Here is a 20,014-nt window from a genome sequence, read left to right on the forward strand (position 1 = left end):
CCGATGATCGTCAGCTGGAACCAGCTCACCGACTACGTCCGCCTCGACATGCCCGTGGAGGCCCTGACCGAACGCCTGGCCCTGACCGGGCTCAACCACGAGTCCACCGACGACGTCGGCGGCGACCTGGCGATCGACCTGGAAGTCACCAGCAACCGCTCCGACTGCCTGGGCCACCTGGGCGTCGCGCGGGAGATCTCGGTCCTGTTCGACAAGCCCCTGCGGATCCCGGCCGCCGCGCCGAAGACCTCGGGCGCGGCCGTCGAGTCGCTCGCCGGGGTGACGGTCGAGGCCGCCGACCTCTGCCCCCGCTTCACCGCGCGGGTGATGACGGGCGTGAAGGTCGGCGAGAGCCCCTGGTGGCTCAAGCGCCGGCTCGAAACCCTGGGCGTCCGGCCGGTCAGCAACATCGTCGACGTCACCAACTACGTGATGTTCGAGTGCGGCCAGCCTTTGCACGCGTACGACCTCGACAAGCTCGAAGGCCGCCGCTTGATCGTCCGCGGGGCCCGCAAGGGAGAGTCGCTCAAGGCGATCAACGGCCGCGACTACGCCCTCGAACCCGAGATGCTCGTCATCGCCGACGCGGCGCGGCCCGTGGGCCTGGCCGGGGTGATGGGGGGGCTGGAGACCGAGATCGGCCCGGGGACGACGAACATCCTGATCGAGGCCGCCCGGTTCGACGCGATGTCAGTGCGGAAGACCTCGCGGGCCCTGGGCCTGTTCAGCCCGTCCAGCTTCCGCTTCGAGCGGCCCCTCGACCCCGAGGTCGCCGACTGGGCCAGCCGCCGCTGCGCCGAGCTGATCCTGGAACTCTGCCCCGGCAGCGTGCTGCACCCGGGGGTGATCGACGTCGCCGGCCCGACGCCGCCGCGCGAGCCGATCGTTTTGCGGCTGATGCAGATCCCCCGCGTTTTGGGGATCTCGGTCGACCCGGTCGAGGTCCGCCGCATCCTGGAGGCGCTCGGGCTGCGGGTCGTCGACCAGACCGATCTTGCGATCCAGGTCGCGCCCCCGACCTGGCGGGCGGATCTCGAACGCGAGATCGACCTGATCGAGGAGGTCGCCCGGATCCACGGCTACGAGAAGATCGTCGAGAACCGGCCGATCCCGGTCACGAGCGCCCCGCGCGGGCGTCGCGAGCGGGTCGAGTCCGCGATCCGCGACACGCTGACGGCCCTCGGCCTGGACGAGGCCGTGACGTTCAGCCTGGTCGAGGACGCCCTGGCCGCGCCGGTGACGGCCGCGGGGGCCGACCTCGCCCCGCTCCGGGTCTCGCATTCCAGCCGCCGCCGCGAGAACGCCCTGCGGCGCAGCCTGATCCCCAGCCTGCTCGCCGTCCGCCGCCACAACGAGGCCCACGGCGTCGCCGACGCGCGGGTGTTCGAGATCGCCGACGTCTACCTCCCGGGCGAAGCGGGCGGCCTGCCCGAGGAGCCCCCCCGCCTGGCGATCGTCGCGGGCCTGGATTTCCGGGGCCTCAAGGGGGTCGTCGAGACCCTCCTGCGACGGCTGCTGATCGCCGAGCCCCTGGAGGCGAAGCCCGTCTCGTCGCCGCTGTTCGCCGAGGGCCGCGCCGCCGAGCTGTCGGTCGGCGAGGCCCGGCTGGGCTGGATCGGCGAGGTCGACGCGGCCCGCATCCAGGAGTTCGACCTGCGCACCGCCTGCGCGGCCGCCGAGCTGGAGCTGGGCGTGCTGCTCGACAAGGCCCGGACGGTCGCCCAGCACAAGCCGCTGCCGACATTCCCGGCCGTCGTCCGAGACCTGTCGCTGGTCCTCGACCGCAACGTCTCGTGGGCCGAGCTGGCGGGCGTCGTCCGCGAGGCCGCCGGCGGGTCGTTCCGCGAGGCCGACTACCTCGACACCTTCCGGGGCGGCAACCTCGGCGACGACAAGCAGAGCGTCCACTTCGGCCTGACCTTCCGCCGCGACGACCGCACCCTGACCGGCGAGGAGGTCGAACTCGCCGTCAAGGATGTCGTCGACGCCTGCGCCCGGAAGCTCGGCGCGACCCTGCGGGCGTGAGGCACGGGATTCGCGACAAATGCGAAGCCGGGGCCGACGAGCGTCCGTATTGAGACGGAGGATGAGGGTCGTCGGAGCCGGCGCAGCTTGCGAAAGTCGTCGTTCGAGCCGCCGCGAGTCGTCCTTCTCCCCTCGTGGGAGAAGGCGCCGCGCAGCGGCGGATGAATGGGCGACGCACCGGGAGCCGTCGAGGGTGAACGAGCCCTGATGGTCCCCCTCTTCCGGCCCTTCGGGCCACCTCCTCCCACCAGGGGAGAAGGGAATTCGGTTCTCAGCGCGAGAGGGACCTGATGGCGGCCGTAGGAGAGACCCTCAGCCTGTGGCGGGCGAACCTGATGCTGCTCCTCCGGGAGTGGCGTTCCGGGGTCTTGCTGCTGCTGTTCCTCGGGCCGTTCGGGGTCTACATCCTGCTGGGGACGCTCTGGCTGTACGAGCACGGATGGATCATCGTCGGGGTCCTGGCCTGGATCGCGGCCGGCGGCCTGTTCGCGATCCTCGCCGCGCGGTGGACGACGAGCGTCCGGACGGTCCTGCCGCCCCTCGACTGGGATGCCCCCCGGACCTTCTCGCCGCACGACCGCGCGGCCTGGCAGATCGTCGAGGACGAGGCGCAGGCGTCCGAGGCGCTGGCGATGGAGGCCCTCATCGACGGCGACCGCTACATCGAGACCGGGCGCGTTTTGATCAAGCACCTCGCCGAGCATTACCACCCCGAGTCGAAGCACCCGCTCGACGAGGTCCCGGTCGTCGAGCTGCTGAGCGCGCTGGAGCTGGCGGCGGAGGACCTCGCCAAGCTGACCCGCCAGGTCCCCGGCGGCGACATGATCACGCTCTCGCACTGGCGCAAGGCCCTGCAGATGGCGAACTACATCTCCAAGGCCAACGACCTGTACGCCCTGGTCTCGCCGTTCCTCAACCCGCTCAGCGGCCTGACGCGGATCGGCACCCGCGAGCTGATCGTCAAGCCGGCCTGGAAGAACATGCAGCAGAACGTCCTGCGCTGGTTCTTCCAGGCGTACGTCAACCGGATGGGCGTCCACCTCATCGAGCTGTTCAGCGGCCGGCTGGCGATCGGCGTCGACGAATATCGCCGCCTCACCCGCCGGCGGCCGATGTCGTCGCTCAAGACCGACCCCGACGAGCCGCTCTCGATCTGCGTCGTCGGCGCGCGCGAGTCGGGCAAATCGCGGCTGATCGAGTCCGTCCGCGAGGTCTTCCAGGGCGACGATCGGCCGATCCGCGCCCGTCTGGAAGGCATGGGTCTCGACCCGTCGCTCGTCGACCGCCTGAAGAACGTCAAGTACACGGAGGTCGCCGGCTACACGTCGAAGGGGACGGCCGAGCGCGAGTCGCGGGCGGATCGGCAGTCGCGCGAGGCGGCGGTCGAGGCGTCGCTCGACGCCGACATGCTGGTCCTGATCGTCGACGGCCGCAAGAGCCTCCAGCCGTCGGACGTGGCCTTCGCGAAGGCCTGGGACGGCTACTTCCTCCAGCATCCCCACCGCGAGGCGCCCCCGGCCATGGTCGTGGTGACGGGCGTCGATCGACCCGAGTTCGGCCCGTCGTGGCAGCCGCCCTACGACTGGACCGCCGGCCAGGGCGTGCGCGAGACGGCCGTACGCGGCCTGTTCGACTCGCTCCGCGCCTCGCTGCCGCCGACCTTCGCCGAGTTCGCCGCCGCCGGACTCCCGGACGCCTCGCCGTTCGGGATCGTCGAGCACGTCCTGCCGGCCCTGGCCGCGCAGATCCACCGCGCCGAGCGGGCCGCCCTGCTGCGCCGCCTCCAGGCCGCCGCGAACCGCTCGAAGGTCGGTCGCGTGGTCAGCCAGATCGGCCAGCAGGGGCGGAACGTCTGGACCCACCTCAAGAACCGGCGGAAGGCTTCGAAGCCGGCCTCCTGACGCGGGCTCGCGGCTGCGGCGAGCCCTCGGTGCGGCAACTTGACGTCCATCACGAACGCGGCCGTTGGACTCGACGCCTTCCCTCGCGAGGGGGGAGGCCGTCGTTGGTCGGCGGGGATGCCCATTCAGAACGGCGTCGCGCCGGCGGAATTGGCCGGCGGCGGCGCGGTCGGCCGCCGCGTGGCCTTGGCGGCTGGCCGGGTTGCGGGCTCGGCCGCAGGGGCCGGGGCCACCGAGGCGGCCTGGCCGGGCTGATTGCGGTCGGGGGGCGCGCCTTCGACCTTGCCCTCGGCGCCGAAGCGCACGAACGTCCCCGGCAGGAGCGAGACCGACGACGCGACGATCAGGGCGTCGCTCCCGCGAAACGCGCCCGACACCTGCACCCGCTCGGGGCCGACGGCCCCCAGCGTCTTGATCCGGACGTCGACGACGTGCTCGGCGCGGATGACCTGGACGGTCGCGTCGGGCGAGCCGGCGGCGGGGGGCTTGATCGCCGCGCGCGGCACCACGACAACCGGCGACGACGGCAGGCTCGCGCTGCGGACCCGGAGCCCGGGCTCCAGCTCGCCCTTGACGTTGGGGACCTGGATCCACGCGGCGGCGAACGGGGCGGCCAGCTCGCGGAGGGGCCCGTAATCCTCGGACGTGGGGAGCGGCCCCATCGACTGGATCTTGGCGGATTGCGCCTGCTCCTCGATGAAGATCGCGACCTCGCCGCCCGCCTTCGCGGCGCGGCGGTCGACGGGGGCCAGCGCCTTGAGGGTCGTGACGTCCGCAAGCTCGGCGATCACCGTCCCCTTCAAAACGAACTGTCCCGAGGAGACGGGCGTGGCCAGGATCCGGCCGCCGAACGGGGCACGCAGCGTCAAGCGGTCCAGCTCCAGTCGGGCCAGCTCGACCCGCGCCTCGGCGGCCTCGACCTGCGCCTTGGCGACGGCCGCGGGCCCTTGCTGGATGGCGATCTGGGCCTGCTTCTCGCGCAGCTCGGCCTCGGCGATCTTGAGCCGGGCCGCGGCCTCGCCGCGGTCCAGCTCGGCGACCTGCTGGTTGGCCGTGACGGGCGAGCCCATCGTCGCGTCGACGCTCCGCACCGTCCCGTCGGCCGGGGCCACGATCGAGATCCGGCGGATCGGCTCCAGCGTGGAGACGACCTGGAACCGCTCGGGGGCCGTGAGCGTCAACGGCTCGGCGTCGATCGTCGCCGAGGTCGGAAGGCTCTGCGCCCGGGCGATCGTTTCGAGCGCGGCCAGGGCGCACGCGACGGCGAGCGGTCGGAAGCGTGGATTCATGGGAGCCCTCGCACTCGGGGAGGAAGCCTCGAAAGGGACCGGACGGCCGGGAGACGGGTGCGAGGCGTGCGAGGAGCGTCGCGGCGCACCCCCGCCCTCGCGGCTCCGCGCATTGTACGGCGGCGTCGGGCCTCGGGCTACGGAGGCTCGCACGTCGCATGCCCCGACCCTATCATTCGCCCCCCGCGCGCAGTACGATCGGCTTCCTGGGCCTTCGGCGAATCTCCGCCGCACGGGCGCCATCCCTCCACGTCCAGGCGAGGCGAACGAGCATGAAGAACGAGCATGTCACGAGGCGAGGTTTCGTGGGGACGGCGGGCGTCGCCGTGGGGGCGGCTTCGGCGTTCGCGGCCCCGGCCGTCGGCCGCGCCGCGGCGCCCAGCGAGCGGAAGCGGCTGGGGATCATCGGCGCGGGGAGCCGGGGGAATCAGCTCCTGGACACCTTCCTGAAAGAGAAGGACGTCGACCTGGTCGCCGTGGCCGACGTCGACGACCGCCACGCGAACGAGACGGCCGACCGGATCAAGAAGGAGAAGGAGGGCGAGCGGCCCGACGTCAGTCGCGACTACCGCGCGATGCTCGACCGCAAGGACCTCGACGCCGTCATCATCGCCACCCCCGACCACTGGCACGCCCTGCCCACGATCCACGCCGTGCTGGCCGGCAAGGACGTCTACGTCGAGAAGCCCGTCGCGCACAACGTGGCCGAGGGCCGGGCCATGATCGAGGCCGGCAAGAAGACCGGCAAGATCATCGCCGTGGGCACCCAGCAGCGGTCGTCGAACCACTTCCGCAAGGCCGTCGAGATCGTCCAGTCCGGCAAACTCGGCAAGGTCTTCTGGGTCCAGACCTGGAACTACGAGAACATCAGCCCGGTCGGCATGGGCCGCGTCGCCGACGTCGAGACGCCGCCGTACGTCGACTACGACAAGTGGCTGGGCCCCGCGCCGGCGCGGCCGTTCAACCTCAACCGCTTCCACCTGCTCTTCCGCTGGTACTTCGACTACGCCGGCGGCATGATGAGCGACTGGGGCGTCCACCTGAACGACATCGTGCTCTGGGCGCTCGACGCCAAGGGGCCGAACAGCGTGTACGCGACCGGCGGCGTCGAGACCACCGACGACGACCGCGACACGCCCGACACGCTGCAGGTCGTCTACGAGTTCCCCACCGCCACCCTGACGTACTCGATGCGCAAGGGGAACGGCCTGAAGTTCAACGGCCACGACTACGGGATCCTCTTCTGCGGCACCGACGGCAGCCTGCTGCTGGACCGCTCGGGCTACGAGGTCTTCCCCGACCAGGTCTCGCTGCCGTACGGCATCAAGCTCGTCCACGGCGACCGCGAGACTCGCAAGATCACGCTCGAATCCTCGAAGGAGAAGGGGGACGACGGCCAGCCGCCGCACGTCCGCAACTTCCTCGACTGCCTGGCCTCGCGGGCCAAGCCGACGGCCGACATCGAGATCGCCCACCGGTCGACGAACACCTGCCACCTGGGGAACATCGCCTACAAGGTCGGCCGCAAGCTGAACTGGGACGTCGAGGCCGAGCGCTTCAAGAACGACCCCGAGGCCGACGCCCTGCTCGGCCGCGAGGCCCGCAAGGGCTACGAGCTTCCCCAGATCTGACGATCGGACGCGTCGCATGAGTCGCGAAGCCGGGCGGGCCGACGACGTCGGACCCGCCCGGCGTCGCCTCGACCCGATTTGAGACCCCCGCCATGCCCGCCCACGCCGGCCAGATCCTGCGCATCCTCGGCCTGCTCATGGAGATGTTCGGCCTCTCCTCCGTCGCGCTCGCCTCGCGCGACGGGACGGGCCACTGGCTCGGCATGACGTCGAACCAGGTCTGGTCGATCGTCGCCGTCGGCTTCGTCTTCTGGCTGACCGGCACGGTCCTCAACTTCAACGCGGCCCTGCAGCGCCAGGAACGCGACGGCGGCGAAGAGGATCCGTCCTGACGCCGTTCAGCCCGGCGGCTGCTTGGCCCAGGGGCTGTTGGGGTAATCCTGCTTGAGCCGCTGGCCGTACTCGTCGGCGCGGGGGAGCTGGCCCATCTTGCGGAAGAGCTGCTCGATCCGCCGCAGGGCGCGGGGGTGCTCCTCCTTGTCCTTGCTGTAGAGCAGGTCGACGTGGAGGTAGGCGAGCAAGGCGTCCTTGGGGCGGGCGGCGGCGTTCTGGCAGTCGCCCAGGGTGTTGTACGCCTTCGACTGGACGGCGGCGTCCTCGGCGGGGGCGGCGGCGATCACCTGGCGGACGAGCGACTCGGCCTCGTCGTACTTGCTGGCGGCGATCAGGGTCTCGGCCTTGACGAGCTTCAGCTCGACCTGCTGCGCGGAGTTCTCGGGCGCGGCGGCGATCAGGCGGTCGAGGTCGGCCGCCGCGCCCTGGAAGTCGCCCTCCTTGAGGAGCAGTCGGGCCTTGAGCACGGCCGCCCGGCCCGCGCCCGGGGCGAGCTTGGCCAGCTCGGCGATGTTCGCCTCGGCCCCCTTGTAGTCCTGGGCGTGGAGCTGGAGCCGCGCCAGCGACTCGCGCGTCGCCACGACGTGGCGGCCCTTGGGATAGGCCTGGAGGAACCCGGTCAGCCTGGTCAGGGCCTCCTTGACGCGGTCGGGCTCGGTCAGGGCCAGCTCGCCCAAAAGCGTGGCCTCGCCGAACTTGGCGGCCTCGATGACGAACGGCTTGCCCGCGGCCTCGGTCGCCGCCTTCTGGAACTGGGCGATCGCCTCGGCCGCGCGGCCGGCGGCGGCGTTGGTCTCGCCGAGCTGCAAGGCCGCCGGCTGGCCCTGGTACTCGATCGATTCGATCTGGTCGGTCGGGACGTTGACCGTCGAGGCCCCCAGCGAGACGGCCACCTCCGTCGGCGACTCCGCGGTCACCTGGCCTCGCACCGCGCCTCCCTGGGACGGCTTGAACGCCGACCCGGCGATGAGCTGCACGACGTCGCCGCGGGCCGTTGCGGCGGCGAGCGTGAGGCCGAGGGCGAGCGCGAGTCCGTTTCGACTGCGGGTCAGCGGCGACATGGGGGCGGACTCCCGTTCTATTTCAGGGTCGCGAGCAGGGCTTCGTACTTCTGCTTCATCGTCGGGCCGCCGACCCCCGGGTTGAGACGCATGACGGCGGTGAGCGTCTGGCGGGCCTTGGCGGGCTGCTGCTGCTTGGAGTAGGCGATCGCGGCGCGATACCAGGCGTCGAAGTAGGTCTCGGGCCGGGGTCGGGCGCGGTCGAGCCGCTTCGCGACGTCCTGCCAGTGGGCGCAGGAAGCGGCCCAGGTCCCCAGGCCGACCTCGGCCTGGACGTCGAGCAACTCGCCCTTCTCCAGGAGCGGGTCGAGGTAGCGGCGGTATTCCTTGTCGGCGGTCAGCTCGTCGAGGAGGGAGGCGGCCTGGTCGTACTTCTTCTGGACGCGGAGCGCGGCGGCGAGCTTGACCTTGGCGCGGAGCAGCCGGTCGGCGGCCCCCTTCTGCTTCAGGAACTCGGGGTCGGCGGCCGATTCGTCGACGAGCTTGCGGAGGACGGCCTCGGCCTCGGCGCCGGCGTCGAGCGAGAGCAGGCCCTCGGCGGCCCAGCGCAGGGACTCGAAGGTCTGCCCCTTCTTACTCTCGGCCAGGGCGAGCAGAAAGGTGCGGAAGGCCTCCTTCGTCTGGGCCAGCTTCTGGGGCTGGTTGGCCTTGCGGAGGCGGTCGAGCTCGCCTTCCAGGAGCCGGCCGAGCTTGTAATAAAGCTGCGTACGGTTCGCGCCGTCGCCGCTCTGCTCGACGGCCCGCATCGACGCGATGGCCGGCTCGACCTGGCCGGAGTTGATCTGGGCGAGGAGGTACGCCTCCATCAGCCGGCCGTACGCCGGGCCGGTTTTCGCGGACTGGGCGTCGACGATCGGCTTCAGGGTGGCGAGGGCCTCGTCGACCTTGCCGGACTCGGTCAGCGCCGCGGCCAGGTCGGCCGCGTTGCCGAGGAAGCCGGCGTCCCCCGCCGGGGCGCCGGCGGCCTTGCGGTCGTCGAGCGCCTTGCGGAGGACCGTGACGGCCTGCGCGGCCTCGGCGTCGGCCTCGGCCTTCTTCTCGTCGCCGGCGCGGGCGAGGTTGCGGCTCTTGGCCCAGTGCGCGCCGCCGAGGCGGGTCTGCGCCTCCAGCCGCCGGGGCGAGCGCTCGCGGACCGAGGCGAAGTCGGCGACGGCCAGGTCGTACTCGCCGCGCCCCTGGTGGATCTGGCCCAGGTTGATGCGGGCGTCGTCGGCCTCCTCGCGCTCGGGCCAGGTCTCGGCCGTGAACTTCGCCAGGTCGATGTACCGCTCCAGGTCGGCCGCCCGGTCGGCGTGCTGGGGTGTGTTGTACTCGTCGAGGATCGCCTGCATGGCGAGCGCCGCGGCCGGCGGGGCGTGCTCCCAGCGCGAGTGGCGGCGCGCGAGGTGGCCGGCCAGGACCTCGGCCTCGGGGTACCACCTGTTCATGTAGCAGGCGTAGGCCAGGTTGTAGCGCGCGAGGTCGACCCGGTCGGCCTGGCGCGGGCCGGCCTTCGAGACGGCGGCCCGGAGCAGGGCGATCGCGCGGTCCCATTCGCGGCCGGCGAGCGCCTCGTCGCCCTGGCCGAGCGCCTCGTCGAAGCCCAGGCGGGCGATCTCGCGGCCCTGGATCGCGGCGTTGGGCTTGTACTTCCTGAGCATCGCCAGGGCGTCGTTCTTGAACGGGGTCGGCGTGCGGACGACCGGCGAGAGGGCCTCGACGATCTTCTTCGCCGCCTGGTCACGGTCCGCCTTGGGGGTCTCGGGGGTGATCTGGGCGTCGAGGCTGCGGGCCAGCTCGAAGTAGACGCCCAGGCCCTCCATCGAGCGTCGCTCGTCGCGGCGGTCGTAGGTCTGCAGCCACTTCACGGCCTCGTCGGCGGCCAGGGCGAACTGCTTGCGCTTGGTCAGGGCGACGATGTAGAAGTAGTGGACGTTCCGCTTGAGGTCGCGGAGCCGGGGGTCGGGCTGGCTGAGGACCTGGTTGTAGATGCCGATCGCCTCGCCGATCTTCCCCTGCTCCTCGTAGCACTTGGCCTGGAACATCTGGGCCGTCAGGCCGGCGAGCTGGGTCCGGTAGTTCTTGTAGAGGTCGTCGAATCGCGCGATGGCCTGGTTGAGGATCTCGCCCCGCTCCTTGGCGTCGGCGGGGAAGGTCTGAGCCTCCTCGTAAAGGGCGATTCCACGCTTGAGGGCGGCGTCGAGCATCGAGGCGAAGATGCGGCCGCGGTCCTCCTGGCGGGCGTCGCCCTTGGGGAGGAATCCGGCCTTGGCCTTGTAGGCCGCGGCGAGCTGATCGGCGGCCCGGCCGTAGGCGTCGGCCGCCTGCCGGAACATGGCGCGGGCCTCGTCGACCTTGGCCCGCTTCTTCTCGGCCTCCGGGGCGTCCTCGCCGACGAGTCGCGCCAGGTGGCCGCGTTCCGAGAGGCTGCGGGCGATCTCGAGGACGGCCTCCATCGTCGTCTGGTCCTCGGGGCGACCCTTGACGAACGCCTCCAGCCGGCCGCCCGCGCGGTCGAGCAGCTCGCGACGACGCGCCAGGTCGACGGTCCGCGACGCCTCGTCGATCAGGGCGCGGCCCTCGTGGTAGTCGAGCAGGCCCTTGAGGGGCTCGCCGAGCCCGGGGTCGGATCGGAGGCGGTCGATGTACTCGGAGGCCAGGTCGTAATAGCCCCGCTCGCGGAGCCCGAGCAGGAACGTCTCGGCCGTCCGGGCGTCCTCGCCGGCGGCGAGCGCGGGGGACGAACCGAGAAGTCCGACGCCCAAGCACGCGATGAACGAGCCGACGGATCCGGGACCGAGACGGGGCATGAGAAGGCTCCCCCACTGCGTCGGAGAGGTCGTTGCGCGGGACGCGCCGGCACCGGAGTCCACTCTAGGACGCGGACTTTCGCCGCGTCAAGCGGACGGGGCTTAAGCCTGCGCGTTCAGGTACTGCTCGACCTTGGCCCGCAGCGGCGGCTCCAGCTCGATGCCGATCGCGCGTCCTTTCGCGACGGCCTCGTCGGGCTTCCAGCCGTGGGCGCGGGCCTGCTGGATGAGGACGATCGCGGCGGCCCGGGCCCCCTTGCGGCAGTGCACCAGGACCTTGCCCTTCGCCGACTCCCGATCGATGAAGTCGCAGGCCTCGGCCACGCCCGGGTCGGCCAGGGGCGGCTGACCGACGGCGTAGTGGTGATAGGCCATCCCCAGGCCGGCCGCCTCGCGACCCTCCGCGGCGATATCCATCGGCTGCTCGGGCTCGCCGTCCTGCCGCAGGTTCACCACGGCTCCGTAGCCGTCGTCCCGGAACCGGGCCAGGTCCGCCTCCTCGGGCTGGTCCGCGATCGTGATCCGGTCCGTGATCGGCCGTTCCAGGTTCATGACGACGTCCTCAAGGTGCTGATTTCCGGAGAGGTGTTCGGCGACGGTGCCCGCGCTCTCGGCCCCGCAATGCCATTGTACGGCCTGATCCGCCCCGGCAAGAGTCGGTCGATTTCCGCCTATCTGCGATTGACGTAGGAGACCGGAGTCGGCAGAATACCGACCGGTAGGTAGGCAGGGACGCAAGGGCCCCGGAGTCGGGGCGAGGAGAGCGGATGACGACGGCCGCGAAAGCCGAGGAGAGCGAGGTGGCGCGGCACATCGCGCGGGCGGCGGCCCGGCTGTTCGCCCGCCGCGGGTACGAGGCGACGTCCATCCGCGAGATCGTCGAGGAGGCGGGGGTCGCGAAGCCCACGCTCTACTACTACTACGGCAGCAAGGAGGGGCTCGCGAAGGCCCTCCTGGCCGACCCCCTGAACGCGCTGGCGGAGCGCCTCGGCGACGTGATCCGCAACGAGGCCGACCCGGTCCGGGTGCTGGAGCAGGTCCTGGAGGCCCACTTCGCCTTCTGCCGCGAGGAGCCCGACCGCTCGCGGCTCTTCTTCGCGGTCGGGTTCGGCCCGCCCGAGGCGGGCCTGGCCCTGATGATGGAATGCCGCAAGGGCGACCTCCACGACTGGACGGCCGCCGCGTTCGGCCGCTGCGTGGAGGCCGGCCTCCTCGACCCCGAGAGCGTCGACGCGTTCGCGACGATGTTCCGGGGCGTGCTGATCGTCTCGATCATCGATTTCCTCTATCACGACAAACCGCTCGGGGGGGACCGTGCGCGCGTGCTCGTCGCGGCGCTCCTCCGGGGATTCGAGGGCCGTCGCCCCCCCGCGGGCCCGGAGGGTCGCCCATGAACCGTCGGATGTTCGCGTCGATACTGGGCCTGGGATGCCTCGCCGCCGGCCAGGGGGGATGCGCCCCCGCGGCCAGGCAGGCCGAGGCCAAGTCCGACGTCCCCGCGCCGGTCACCGTCACCGTCGCGCCCATCGAACGGCGGGCGATCGAGCGGACGATCGAGGCCGTCGGCTCGCTGCGGGGCTGGGAGCAGGTCACGGCCGGCACGAAGCGGCCGGGCCGGGTCCTGAAGGTCTTCCACGACATGGGCGATCGCGTCCGCCCCGACGAGCCGCTCATCCAGATCGACCCGGTCGACGCCCGGCTCGCCTACAGCGTCGCCGAGTCGCGCTACCTGGCCGAGCTGGTCCGGCTCGGGATCAGCTCCGATGCGGCGGACGACTTCGTCAAGCGCTACGGCATCAGCGAGACCCTCGTCACCGGCCCCCAGACCGAGGAGGTCATCGAGAAGGTCCCCGCCGTGGTGCAGTACCGCGTCACGATGGAAAAGGCCGCCCAGAACCTCGCCCGCCAGCGCAACCTCAGCCGCAAGGGGGCCGGGACGGCGCAGGAGCTCGAGGACCAGGAGAGCGACTACCGCTCGTCGGTCGCCGCCTACGACAACGCCAAGTCCACGGCGCGGAACGCGATCGCGGTGGCGCTGGCCAATCGGGTGTCGCGCGACCAGTCCGAGCAGATGCTCAAGGACCTGACGATCCTGGCGCCCCACCCCCAGCAGCCGCCGCCGACCAAGACGCGGACCGACGAGGTGGTCTACGCGATCGCCGCGCGGTCGGTCTCGGAAGGCCAGATGATCAAGGAGGGGGAGGCCGTGTTCGACCTGGTCGTCGAGAACCCGCTGCGGCTCTGGGCCAACGTCCCCGAGCGCTATAGCGACCGGATCCACGAGGGGCAGGCCGTGCGGATCTCGGTCGCCTCGCACCCCGACCGGACGTTCGACGGCAAGGTCTCGCGGATCAACCCGTCGGTGGACCCCGCCAGCCGGACGTTCCAGGTGGAGACCGTGGCCCCCAACGAGGAGCGCCTGCTGCGGCCCGGCGGCTTCGCCAAGGCCGTGATCGTCACCGACTCCGCGGCCGACGCGTCCGTCGTCCCCATCGAATCCATCGTCCAGTACGCCGGCGTCACCAAGCTGTTCGTCCTCGAAGGGGACGTCGTCCGCTCCGTCGACGACGTCGTCCTGCTCAACGAGGGCTCGGGCTGGGTGGAGGTCGAGAGCAAGTCCCTGCCCCGGTCGGGCATGGTCGTGACGACCGGCCAGTCCAAGCTCGCGGGCGGCACCAAGGTGGTCGTCCGCGAGCCCGAGCCCGAGGCCGCGAAGAAGCCGGCCCCGGCCGCGGCGCCCACCTCGGCGCCCAAGCCGGCCGCCGAGCCCCCGCCGGCCGTCAAGTGACCGCGCCGCTTCCCCGTCTCGCGTCGGAACCGATCCCCCTCGTGACTGGACCCGAAACATGACGCTGTCCGACGTCTGCATCAACCGCCCGGTCTTCACCTGGGTGCTGGTGATCGTCCCCCTCGTGCTGGGCGCGGTCTCGTACTCCGAGCTGGGGGTCGACCTGTTCCCGGACGTCGACTTCCCGGTCTGCACGGTGACCACCGTGCTCCAGGGGGCGAGCGTCGAGGAGATGGAGTCGACGGTCACCAAGCCGATCGAGGACATCATCAACACGGTCTCGGGAATCGACGAGCTGCGGTCGACCACCCAGGAGGGCGTGTCGATCGTCACGGTGCAGTTCCAGCTCGCGAAGAACGGCGACGTGGGGACGCAGGAGGTCCGCGACAAGGTCAACACGATCCTCGGCGACCTCCCCGAGGGGACCGACCCGCCGATCATCGACAAGTTCGACACCGGCTCGATGCCCGTGATGACGATCGCCATCTCGGGCCGCCGCGACTTCCGCGAGGTGACCGAGCTGGCGCGGAAGCAGATCAAGGAGCGGCTGGAGACGGTCCCCGGCGTGGGCTCGATCAACCTCGTCGGCGGCCGGACCCGGGCCATGAACGTCGTCGTCGACACCGACCGCCTCGCCGGCTTCAACCTCTCCGTCGAGGACGTGCGCATGGCGCTCCTGCGGCAGAACCTGGAAGTCCCCGGCGGCCGTGTCGACCAGGGGCCTCGCGAGCTGGTCCTGCGGACCCTGGGCCGGCTCAAGACCCAGACCGAGTTCAACGACCTGATCATCGCCAACCGCAACGGCTATCCGATCCGCGTCCGCGACGTGGGGCGGGCCGAGGACTCGATCGAGGAGCCGCGCTCGCTCGCGCGGCTCGACGGCGACATCGCGGTGAGCCTCGTCGTCCAGAAGCAGTCGGGGGTCAACACCGTCCAGCTCGTCCACGACGTGAAGGAGCGGCTGGCGACGCTGCGCGAGACGCTGCCGCCGGACGTCGCCACCGAGATCATCCGCGACCAGTCGCGGTTCATCGAGAAGTCGATCGAGGAGGTGAAGTTCCACCTCATGCTGGCGGCGGTCCTCGTCTCGCTGACGATCCTGCTGTTCATCCGCGACTGGCGGACGACCCTGATCGCCACGCTGGCCATCCCGACGTCGATCATCCCGACGTTCATGTTCATGCGGTACATGGGGTTCACGCTCAACAACATCACGATGCTGGCCCTGATCCTGGCGATCGGCATCGTGATCGACGACGCGGTCGTGGTCCACGAGAACATCTTCCGCCACATGGAGGAGGACGGCCTCGACGCGATGACGGCCTCGCGCAAGGGGACCCGCGAGATCGCCCTGGCGGTCATGGCGACGAGCCTCTCATTGATCGTCATCTTCCTGCCGATCGCCTTCATGGGGGGGATCGTCGGCCGCTTCTTCTCCAGCTTCGGCGGGACGGTGGCCTTCGCCGTGGCGATGAGCCTCTTCGTCTCGTTCACCCTCACGCCGATGCTCTGCTCGCGGTTCCTCAAGCTGGAGCCGGCCGAGCACGGCCACGAGGCCAAGTCGAAGTCGGGCCCGGTCTGGCGGGTCATCGACGGCGGCTACGGCGCGCTGCTGCGGGGGGCGCTCCGGTTCAAGTTCGTGATCATCATCCTGGCGGTCCTGACCATCGGCTCGACGATCCCGATCGGCAAGGCCGTGGGCTTCTCGCTGATCCCCCGCGACGACCAGAGCGAGTACGAGGTGAGCGTCACCACCCCCGAGGGCTACAGCCTCGAACGAACCTCGACGCTCATGAAGGACCTGGAGGCGCGGGTCCGGAAGCTCAAGGGGACGCGGCACATCTTCACCTCGATCGGCTCGACCGGCGGGGCCCGGGCGGTCAAGGGCGCCGGCGACGTCACCCGGGCGACGATCTACGTCCAGATGGAGGACCTGGAGGAGCGCGACTACACCCAGTTCGTCGTCCAGCAGGAGGCCCGCAAGTTCCTGGAGGACTACCCCGACCTGCGGGCCAGCGTCAACGACGTCTCGGCCTTCCAGGGGGGCCGTCGGCCGCAGACCTTGCAGCTCAATCTCGGCGGGCCGGACCTGAGCCAGCTCTCGCGGTACGCCGACCAGCTCGTCGCCGGCCTGAAGAAGGACGGCCGGATCCTCGACCTGGACACGACGCTCTCGCTCCGCAAGCCCGAGGTCCAGGTGATCGTCGACCGCGAGGCCGCCAGCGACCTGGGCGTGCCGGTCGGCACGATCGCCGACAGCCTCCGCGTCCTCGTCGGCGGCCTCCCCGTCACCCGCTTCCGCGACGGCGAGGAGCAGTACGACGTCTGGCTGCGGGCCGGCGCCGCCCTGCGGGGGTCGATCGAGGACATCTACCAGCTCACGCTCCCCTCGCCCACGGCCGGCCTGGTGAAGCTCTCCAGCCTCGCCCGGCTCGTCGACGAACGCGGCCCGACGGAGATCGAGCGGCTCAACCGCGAGCGGATCGTGACCGTGCTGGGCAACCCGGAGAACCTCGCCCTGGGCGACGCCGTCGCGCTCGCGCAGGACATCATCAAGAGCGTCGACATGGCGCCGGGCTATTCGGTCGTGCTCTCCGGGCAGGCCAAGACCCTGGCCGAGACGGGCTACTACTTCGCGATCGCCTTCGGGCTGTCGGTGGTCTTCATGTTCCTGATCCTCGCCGCCCAGTTCGAGAGTTGGACGCAGCCGATCGCGATCTTGATGGCCCTGCCGGTCACGGTCCCCTTCGGCCTGCTCTCGCTCTACTTCTTCCGGACCCCGCTCGACCTGTACGCCATGTTCGGGCTCTTCATGCTGGTGGGCATCGTCAAGAAGAACGGCATCCTCCAGGTCGACGCGACCAACCAGCTGCGCGCCGCGGGGATGCCGCGGACGGAGGCGATCCTGGAGGCCAACAACACCCGCCTGCGGCCGATCCTGATGACCACGGTCATGCTGGTGGCCGCGATGGTCCCGATGGCCCTGGGCAGGGGCCCGGGCGCGGGGGCGCGGGCGAGCATGGCCAAGGTCATCATCGGCGGCCAGATGCTCTCGCTGATCCTGGCCCTGCTCGTCACGCCGGTCTTCTACGCCCTGCTCGACCAGCTCGTGAACCTCACCCGCCGGCTGGGCATCCGCTTCTCCGTCGAGCCCACCGCGGCCCGCGCCCCCGCGATCCCCGCCCCCCAGCCCAGCTGGGAGGCCGTCGAGAGCGTCCGCTGAGGCTGGATTCGTCCCTCTCCCCCGGGAGAGGGCCGCCGCTTCGGCGGGTGAGGGTCGCCGGGACACAAAGATCACGACGGATCTGTGAAATCCGGCACCCGGGCTGTCTCGGTAGACCCGACGACCCTCGCCCGACCCTGCGGGCCACCCTCTCCCGGCTGGAGAGGGGTCGTCGGAGCCGGGAAACGCGAACCGCCGCTCGACCCTGGGGGGATCGGAGCGGCGGTTGGAATGCGTCTCGATTCGATCGGGTCGCGCGGAGGCCGGTCGGCTCAGTTGGCCTCGACGAGCGGCGATACGGTGGCGAGGCGGTTGACGATGTACGCGGCGTCGTCGGCGCGTCGAGGGTCGGAATATTTCGCCAGGGGGGCGGACGTGGTCTCGTCCGTATAGACGCCGACGACCGTGTACAGGCCGTTACACTGCCGGGCCTCAGCTCGGAGGAAAAGTCCCGAGCGGATCAGGGAGACCAGGTTGTGCTGCCAGAGCTGGGTTTCAGCCAGTTTCGCGGTCATGGCGTTCCTCGTTTCCGATTTTTGGATAGTCGACCACGGTCATGACGCAGCCGTCGGGCGTCTTTCGATCCTCCACTCGTCGCGTCCGAGCCTTCTATCAGGATCCTGGATCCATTCGCTCGATCGGCGACGATGCGACGGCTTCTTTCCTCTCCTCGTTACAAATCCCCTGATATCCAGACGTCCGAAAGGCCGGAGATGTTCGCGGCGACCCGCGAGACCTCCCATTCCATTAAGGGCCGCGCCCCCAAAGAAATGTAACCTACATCCCTCCCGAGCCAAGGCCGGTCCCCACGATTCTTCAGGATTCCGAGGGCCCACGTTTTTGCCTAGAGCAAAACCAGGGCCGAGTTCATCAGGAGTTCACGAAGACGTCGTTTCGGCACTCTCCCCTCCGCTTCGGAACGCCGCCGGGTCTCGGCCGGCAACGGCGTTCGAGAGCCTTCACCAGGTCGCGTCGATCTCCTTAGATCCTCATCGGGAAAGCACTTGGGGCTGCGGAGGCGGCGGCCCCAGGGGCTTCGGTCCAGATCAGAAGACAGACCTGACAACCGTCCTGGAGATGGAGGTTCGCCGGCCTCCGCATCGACGGCCGGAGGTGGGAGATGGCAGAAAGTGCCGCGCCTTCAGAAATTTCTGTCAACTTCTGCACTTTCTACGGGCAACCCCTGCCCAGGAAGTAAACTCCCGGACCGGGGTGGGCGTGGCGGGGCATTTGACCTCGCCCGAGAAGCTCTCGCCGGGTAAGACGATCCTCGCCGGCATCCGCATCGATCCTGCTGGAGCGAGGACGCTCATGACTCCCAAGCTCGCCCTGCTGACGCTGATCGCGACGACGGCGTCGCTGCGGCTGCTGGCCGCCTGGAACCTGGGGCTGGGCAACGACGAAGCCTACCACTTCCTCTACGCCATGCACCCGGCTCCGAGCTATTTCGACCACCCGCCGATGGTCGCCGCCGTCGAGACGGTCGGGCTCGCGATCGTCGGCGACCCCTTCTCGCCGCTGGGGCTGAGGCTGGGATTCATCGCCCTCTTCGCCGGCTCGACCTGGCTCATGGCCCGGATCGCCCGGCGATGGTACGGCGAGTGGCCGGGGTTCTTCGCCGCGCTCGCCCTGAACCTGTCGGGCTACTACGGCCTGGCCGTCGGCTCCTTCGCCCTGCCCGACGGCCCCCTGCTCTTCTTCTGGCTGCTCACCCTCGACCGGATCGACCTGGCGCTCGAAGAGCCGGCGCGGCTGCGGCCCTGGGCGGCCGTCGGGCTGGCGTGGGGTCTGGCGATGTTGAGCAAGTATCATGCGGTCTTCCTGCCCGTCGGGACGGTCCTGTACCTCCTCTTGCGGCCCGGTCGGCGACGGTTGCTGAAATCGCCCGGACCGTACCTGGCGATCGGCCTGGGCCTGCTGATCTTCAGCCCGGTGATCGCCTGGAACGCCCGCAACGGCTGGGCGTCGTTCGCCTTCCAGGGGGGGCGGGCCGTCGGCGGGCTGTCGCTCCGCCCCGACGCGCTGCTCGCGGCGATCGGGTCGCAGGCGGCCTACCTGTTCCCCTGGATCTGGATCCCCCTGATGGTCGTGGGCTGGCGGCTGATCGCGGGCTGGAGGGATCGCGACGACGAGCACGAGCGGCTGGCCTTGTGTCTCTGCGTCGCGCCTCTGGCGACGTTCACGGCGGTCGCCTGCCTGCGGCCGGTTTTGCCGCACTGGGGCCTGGTGGGGGTCCTGCCCCTCTTCCCGGCGCTCGGGCGGGCCCTGGCAGGAAGGGCCCAGGCCGACCCGCGGCTGACGCGACGCCGGATCGCGTTCGCGACGGCCTTCTCGGCCGCCCTGCTGGCGGCGACGGTCGCCGAGTATCGCTGGGGATGGCTCCAACGCGGCCCGGCCGGCGGGCTCGGCCTATTGACCGCGAAGACCGACCCCACGGCCGACCTGTACGGCTGGGACCAGGTGGCCGCGCGGCTGGACCGCCTCGGGCTCCTCGACGACCCCCGGACGTTCGTCTTCACCAAGAACTGGTATCAGTCGGCCCAGGTCGCCCACGCGATCGGGATGCGGCGGCCGGTGGTCTGCTACAACCTGGAAGACGCCCGCGGCTTCGCCTTCTGGAGCGCCCCCGCCGACTGGCTCGGCCGCGACGGCGTCTTCGTCATGATCAACGACGACTACACCCCGTTCAGCTTCTACGAGCGCTGGTTCCGGAGCTGCGAGGCCCTCGACGACTTCGAGGTGACGCGCCGCGGCGAGCCCGTGCGACGGGTCCGCATCTTCCGCCTGAACGAACAGCGGATCGCCCTGCCGTTCCAGTACACGAAGGAGCAGGCGGACGAGCGACTCCGGCTCCGGGAGCGGCTCCAGGGCCAGGCCGTGACTTACTCGCCGCCGCCCGAGGTGGGCTCGAAACGCCACTCCGTACGGCGCGACTAGAAGCGCCCGGTCGGATCGGGCAGTTTCGACGTGGACT

13 protein-coding genes are annotated in these 20,014 nt (G+C 70.5%); 8 read left to right on the top strand and 5 right to left on the bottom strand.

Annotation, left to right across the window (positions count from 1 at the left end; genetic code table 11):
* Positions 1–3: 3 nt before the first annotated feature.
* Positions 4–2,025: a phenylalanine--tRNA ligase subunit beta gene (gene pheT, locus PZE19_RS18105; protein ID WP_277862036.1), complete on the top strand. Its 2,022-nt coding sequence runs from the start codon at positions 4–6 to the stop codon at positions 2,023–2,025.
* Positions 2,026–2,315: 290 nt separating this feature from the next.
* A complete protein-coding gene (locus tag PZE19_RS18110; RefSeq protein ID WP_277862037.1) occupies positions 2,316–3,926 on the top strand; it encodes a GTPase family protein in 1,611 nt (536 codons plus the stop codon).
* Between the two features lie 125 nt (positions 3,927–4,051).
* Here the strand turns inward: PZE19_RS18110 and PZE19_RS18115 are convergent, their stop codons facing one another.
* A complete protein-coding gene (locus PZE19_RS18115; protein ID WP_277862038.1) occupies positions 4,052–5,215 on the bottom strand; it encodes an efflux RND transporter periplasmic adaptor subunit in 1,164 nt (387 codons plus the stop codon).
* A 272-nt stretch (positions 5,216–5,487) separates the two neighbouring features.
* Between PZE19_RS18115 and PZE19_RS18120 the strand changes: the two genes are divergently transcribed.
* Positions 5,488–6,846: a Gfo/Idh/MocA family protein gene (locus tag PZE19_RS18120; RefSeq protein ID WP_277862039.1), complete on the top strand. Its 1,359-nt coding sequence runs from the start codon at positions 5,488–5,490 to the stop codon at positions 6,844–6,846.
* A gap of 92 nt (positions 6,847–6,938) precedes the next feature.
* Complete coding sequence (locus tag PZE19_RS18125; protein ID WP_277862040.1) at positions 6,939–7,178, top strand: hypothetical protein; 240 nt, start codon at positions 6,939–6,941, stop codon at positions 7,176–7,178.
* A 6-nt stretch (positions 7,179–7,184) separates the two neighbouring features.
* Here PZE19_RS18125 and PZE19_RS18130 read toward each other — a convergent pair whose 3' ends face one another.
* From PZE19_RS18130 to PZE19_RS18140, 3 genes are all read right to left on the bottom strand, one after another.
* Positions 7,185–8,240 carry a tetratricopeptide repeat protein gene (locus tag PZE19_RS18130; RefSeq protein WP_277862041.1) on the bottom strand — a complete coding sequence of 352 codons (1,056 nt, stop codon included), beginning with the start codon at positions 8,238–8,240 and terminating at the stop codon, positions 7,185–7,187.
* Positions 8,241–8,257: 17 nt separating this feature from the next.
* Positions 8,258–11,029 carry a tetratricopeptide repeat protein gene (locus PZE19_RS18135; protein ID WP_277862042.1) on the bottom strand — a complete coding sequence of 924 codons (2,772 nt, stop codon included), beginning with the start codon at positions 11,027–11,029 and terminating at the stop codon, positions 8,258–8,260.
* 102 nt (positions 11,030–11,131) lie between these two features.
* The gene (locus PZE19_RS18140; RefSeq protein WP_277862043.1) at positions 11,132–11,581 is read right to left on the bottom strand and encodes a protein tyrosine phosphatase family protein; all 450 of its coding nucleotides are present in this window, start codon (positions 11,579–11,581) and stop codon (positions 11,132–11,134) included.
* Between the two features lie 215 nt (positions 11,582–11,796).
* Between PZE19_RS18140 and PZE19_RS18145 the strand changes: the two genes are divergently transcribed.
* Genes PZE19_RS18145 through PZE19_RS18155 form a run of 3 tightly spaced genes read left to right on the top strand, consistent with a single transcriptional unit; the run spans position 11,797 to position 17,040 of the window.
* Positions 11,797–12,423 carry a TetR/AcrR family transcriptional regulator gene (locus tag PZE19_RS18145; RefSeq protein ID WP_277862044.1) on the top strand — a complete coding sequence of 209 codons (627 nt, stop codon included), beginning with the start codon at positions 11,797–11,799 and terminating at the stop codon, positions 12,421–12,423.
* Positions 12,420–13,817, top strand: a complete 1,398-nt coding sequence (locus PZE19_RS18150) for an efflux RND transporter periplasmic adaptor subunit (protein WP_277862045.1) — start codon at positions 12,420–12,422, stop codon at positions 13,815–13,817. The genes PZE19_RS18145 and PZE19_RS18150 overlap by 4 nt, the downstream gene beginning before the upstream one ends.
* A 58-nt stretch (positions 13,818–13,875) precedes the next feature.
* A complete protein-coding gene (locus PZE19_RS18155) occupies positions 13,876–17,040 on the top strand; it encodes an efflux RND transporter permease subunit (protein WP_277862046.1) in 3,165 nt (1,054 codons plus the stop codon).
* 272 nt (positions 17,041–17,312) lie between these two features.
* Here the strand turns inward: PZE19_RS18155 and PZE19_RS18160 are convergent, their stop codons facing one another.
* Positions 17,313–17,555 (bottom strand): hypothetical protein, encoded by a 243-nt coding sequence (locus tag PZE19_RS18160; RefSeq protein ID WP_277862047.1) that lies wholly within the window; start codon positions 17,553–17,555, stop codon positions 17,313–17,315.
* Between the two features lie 703 nt (positions 17,556–18,258).
* Here PZE19_RS18160 and PZE19_RS18165 point away from each other — a divergent pair.
* Positions 18,259–19,977 (top strand): ArnT family glycosyltransferase, encoded by a 1,719-nt coding sequence (locus PZE19_RS18165; protein ID WP_277862048.1) that lies wholly within the window; start codon positions 18,259–18,261, stop codon positions 19,975–19,977.
* The last annotated feature ends 37 nt before the right edge of the window (positions 19,978–20,014 follow it).

Source organism: Paludisphaera mucosa (assembly GCF_029589435.1).
Lineage (GTDB): Bacteria > Planctomycetota > Planctomycetia > Isosphaerales > Isosphaeraceae > Paludisphaera > Paludisphaera mucosa.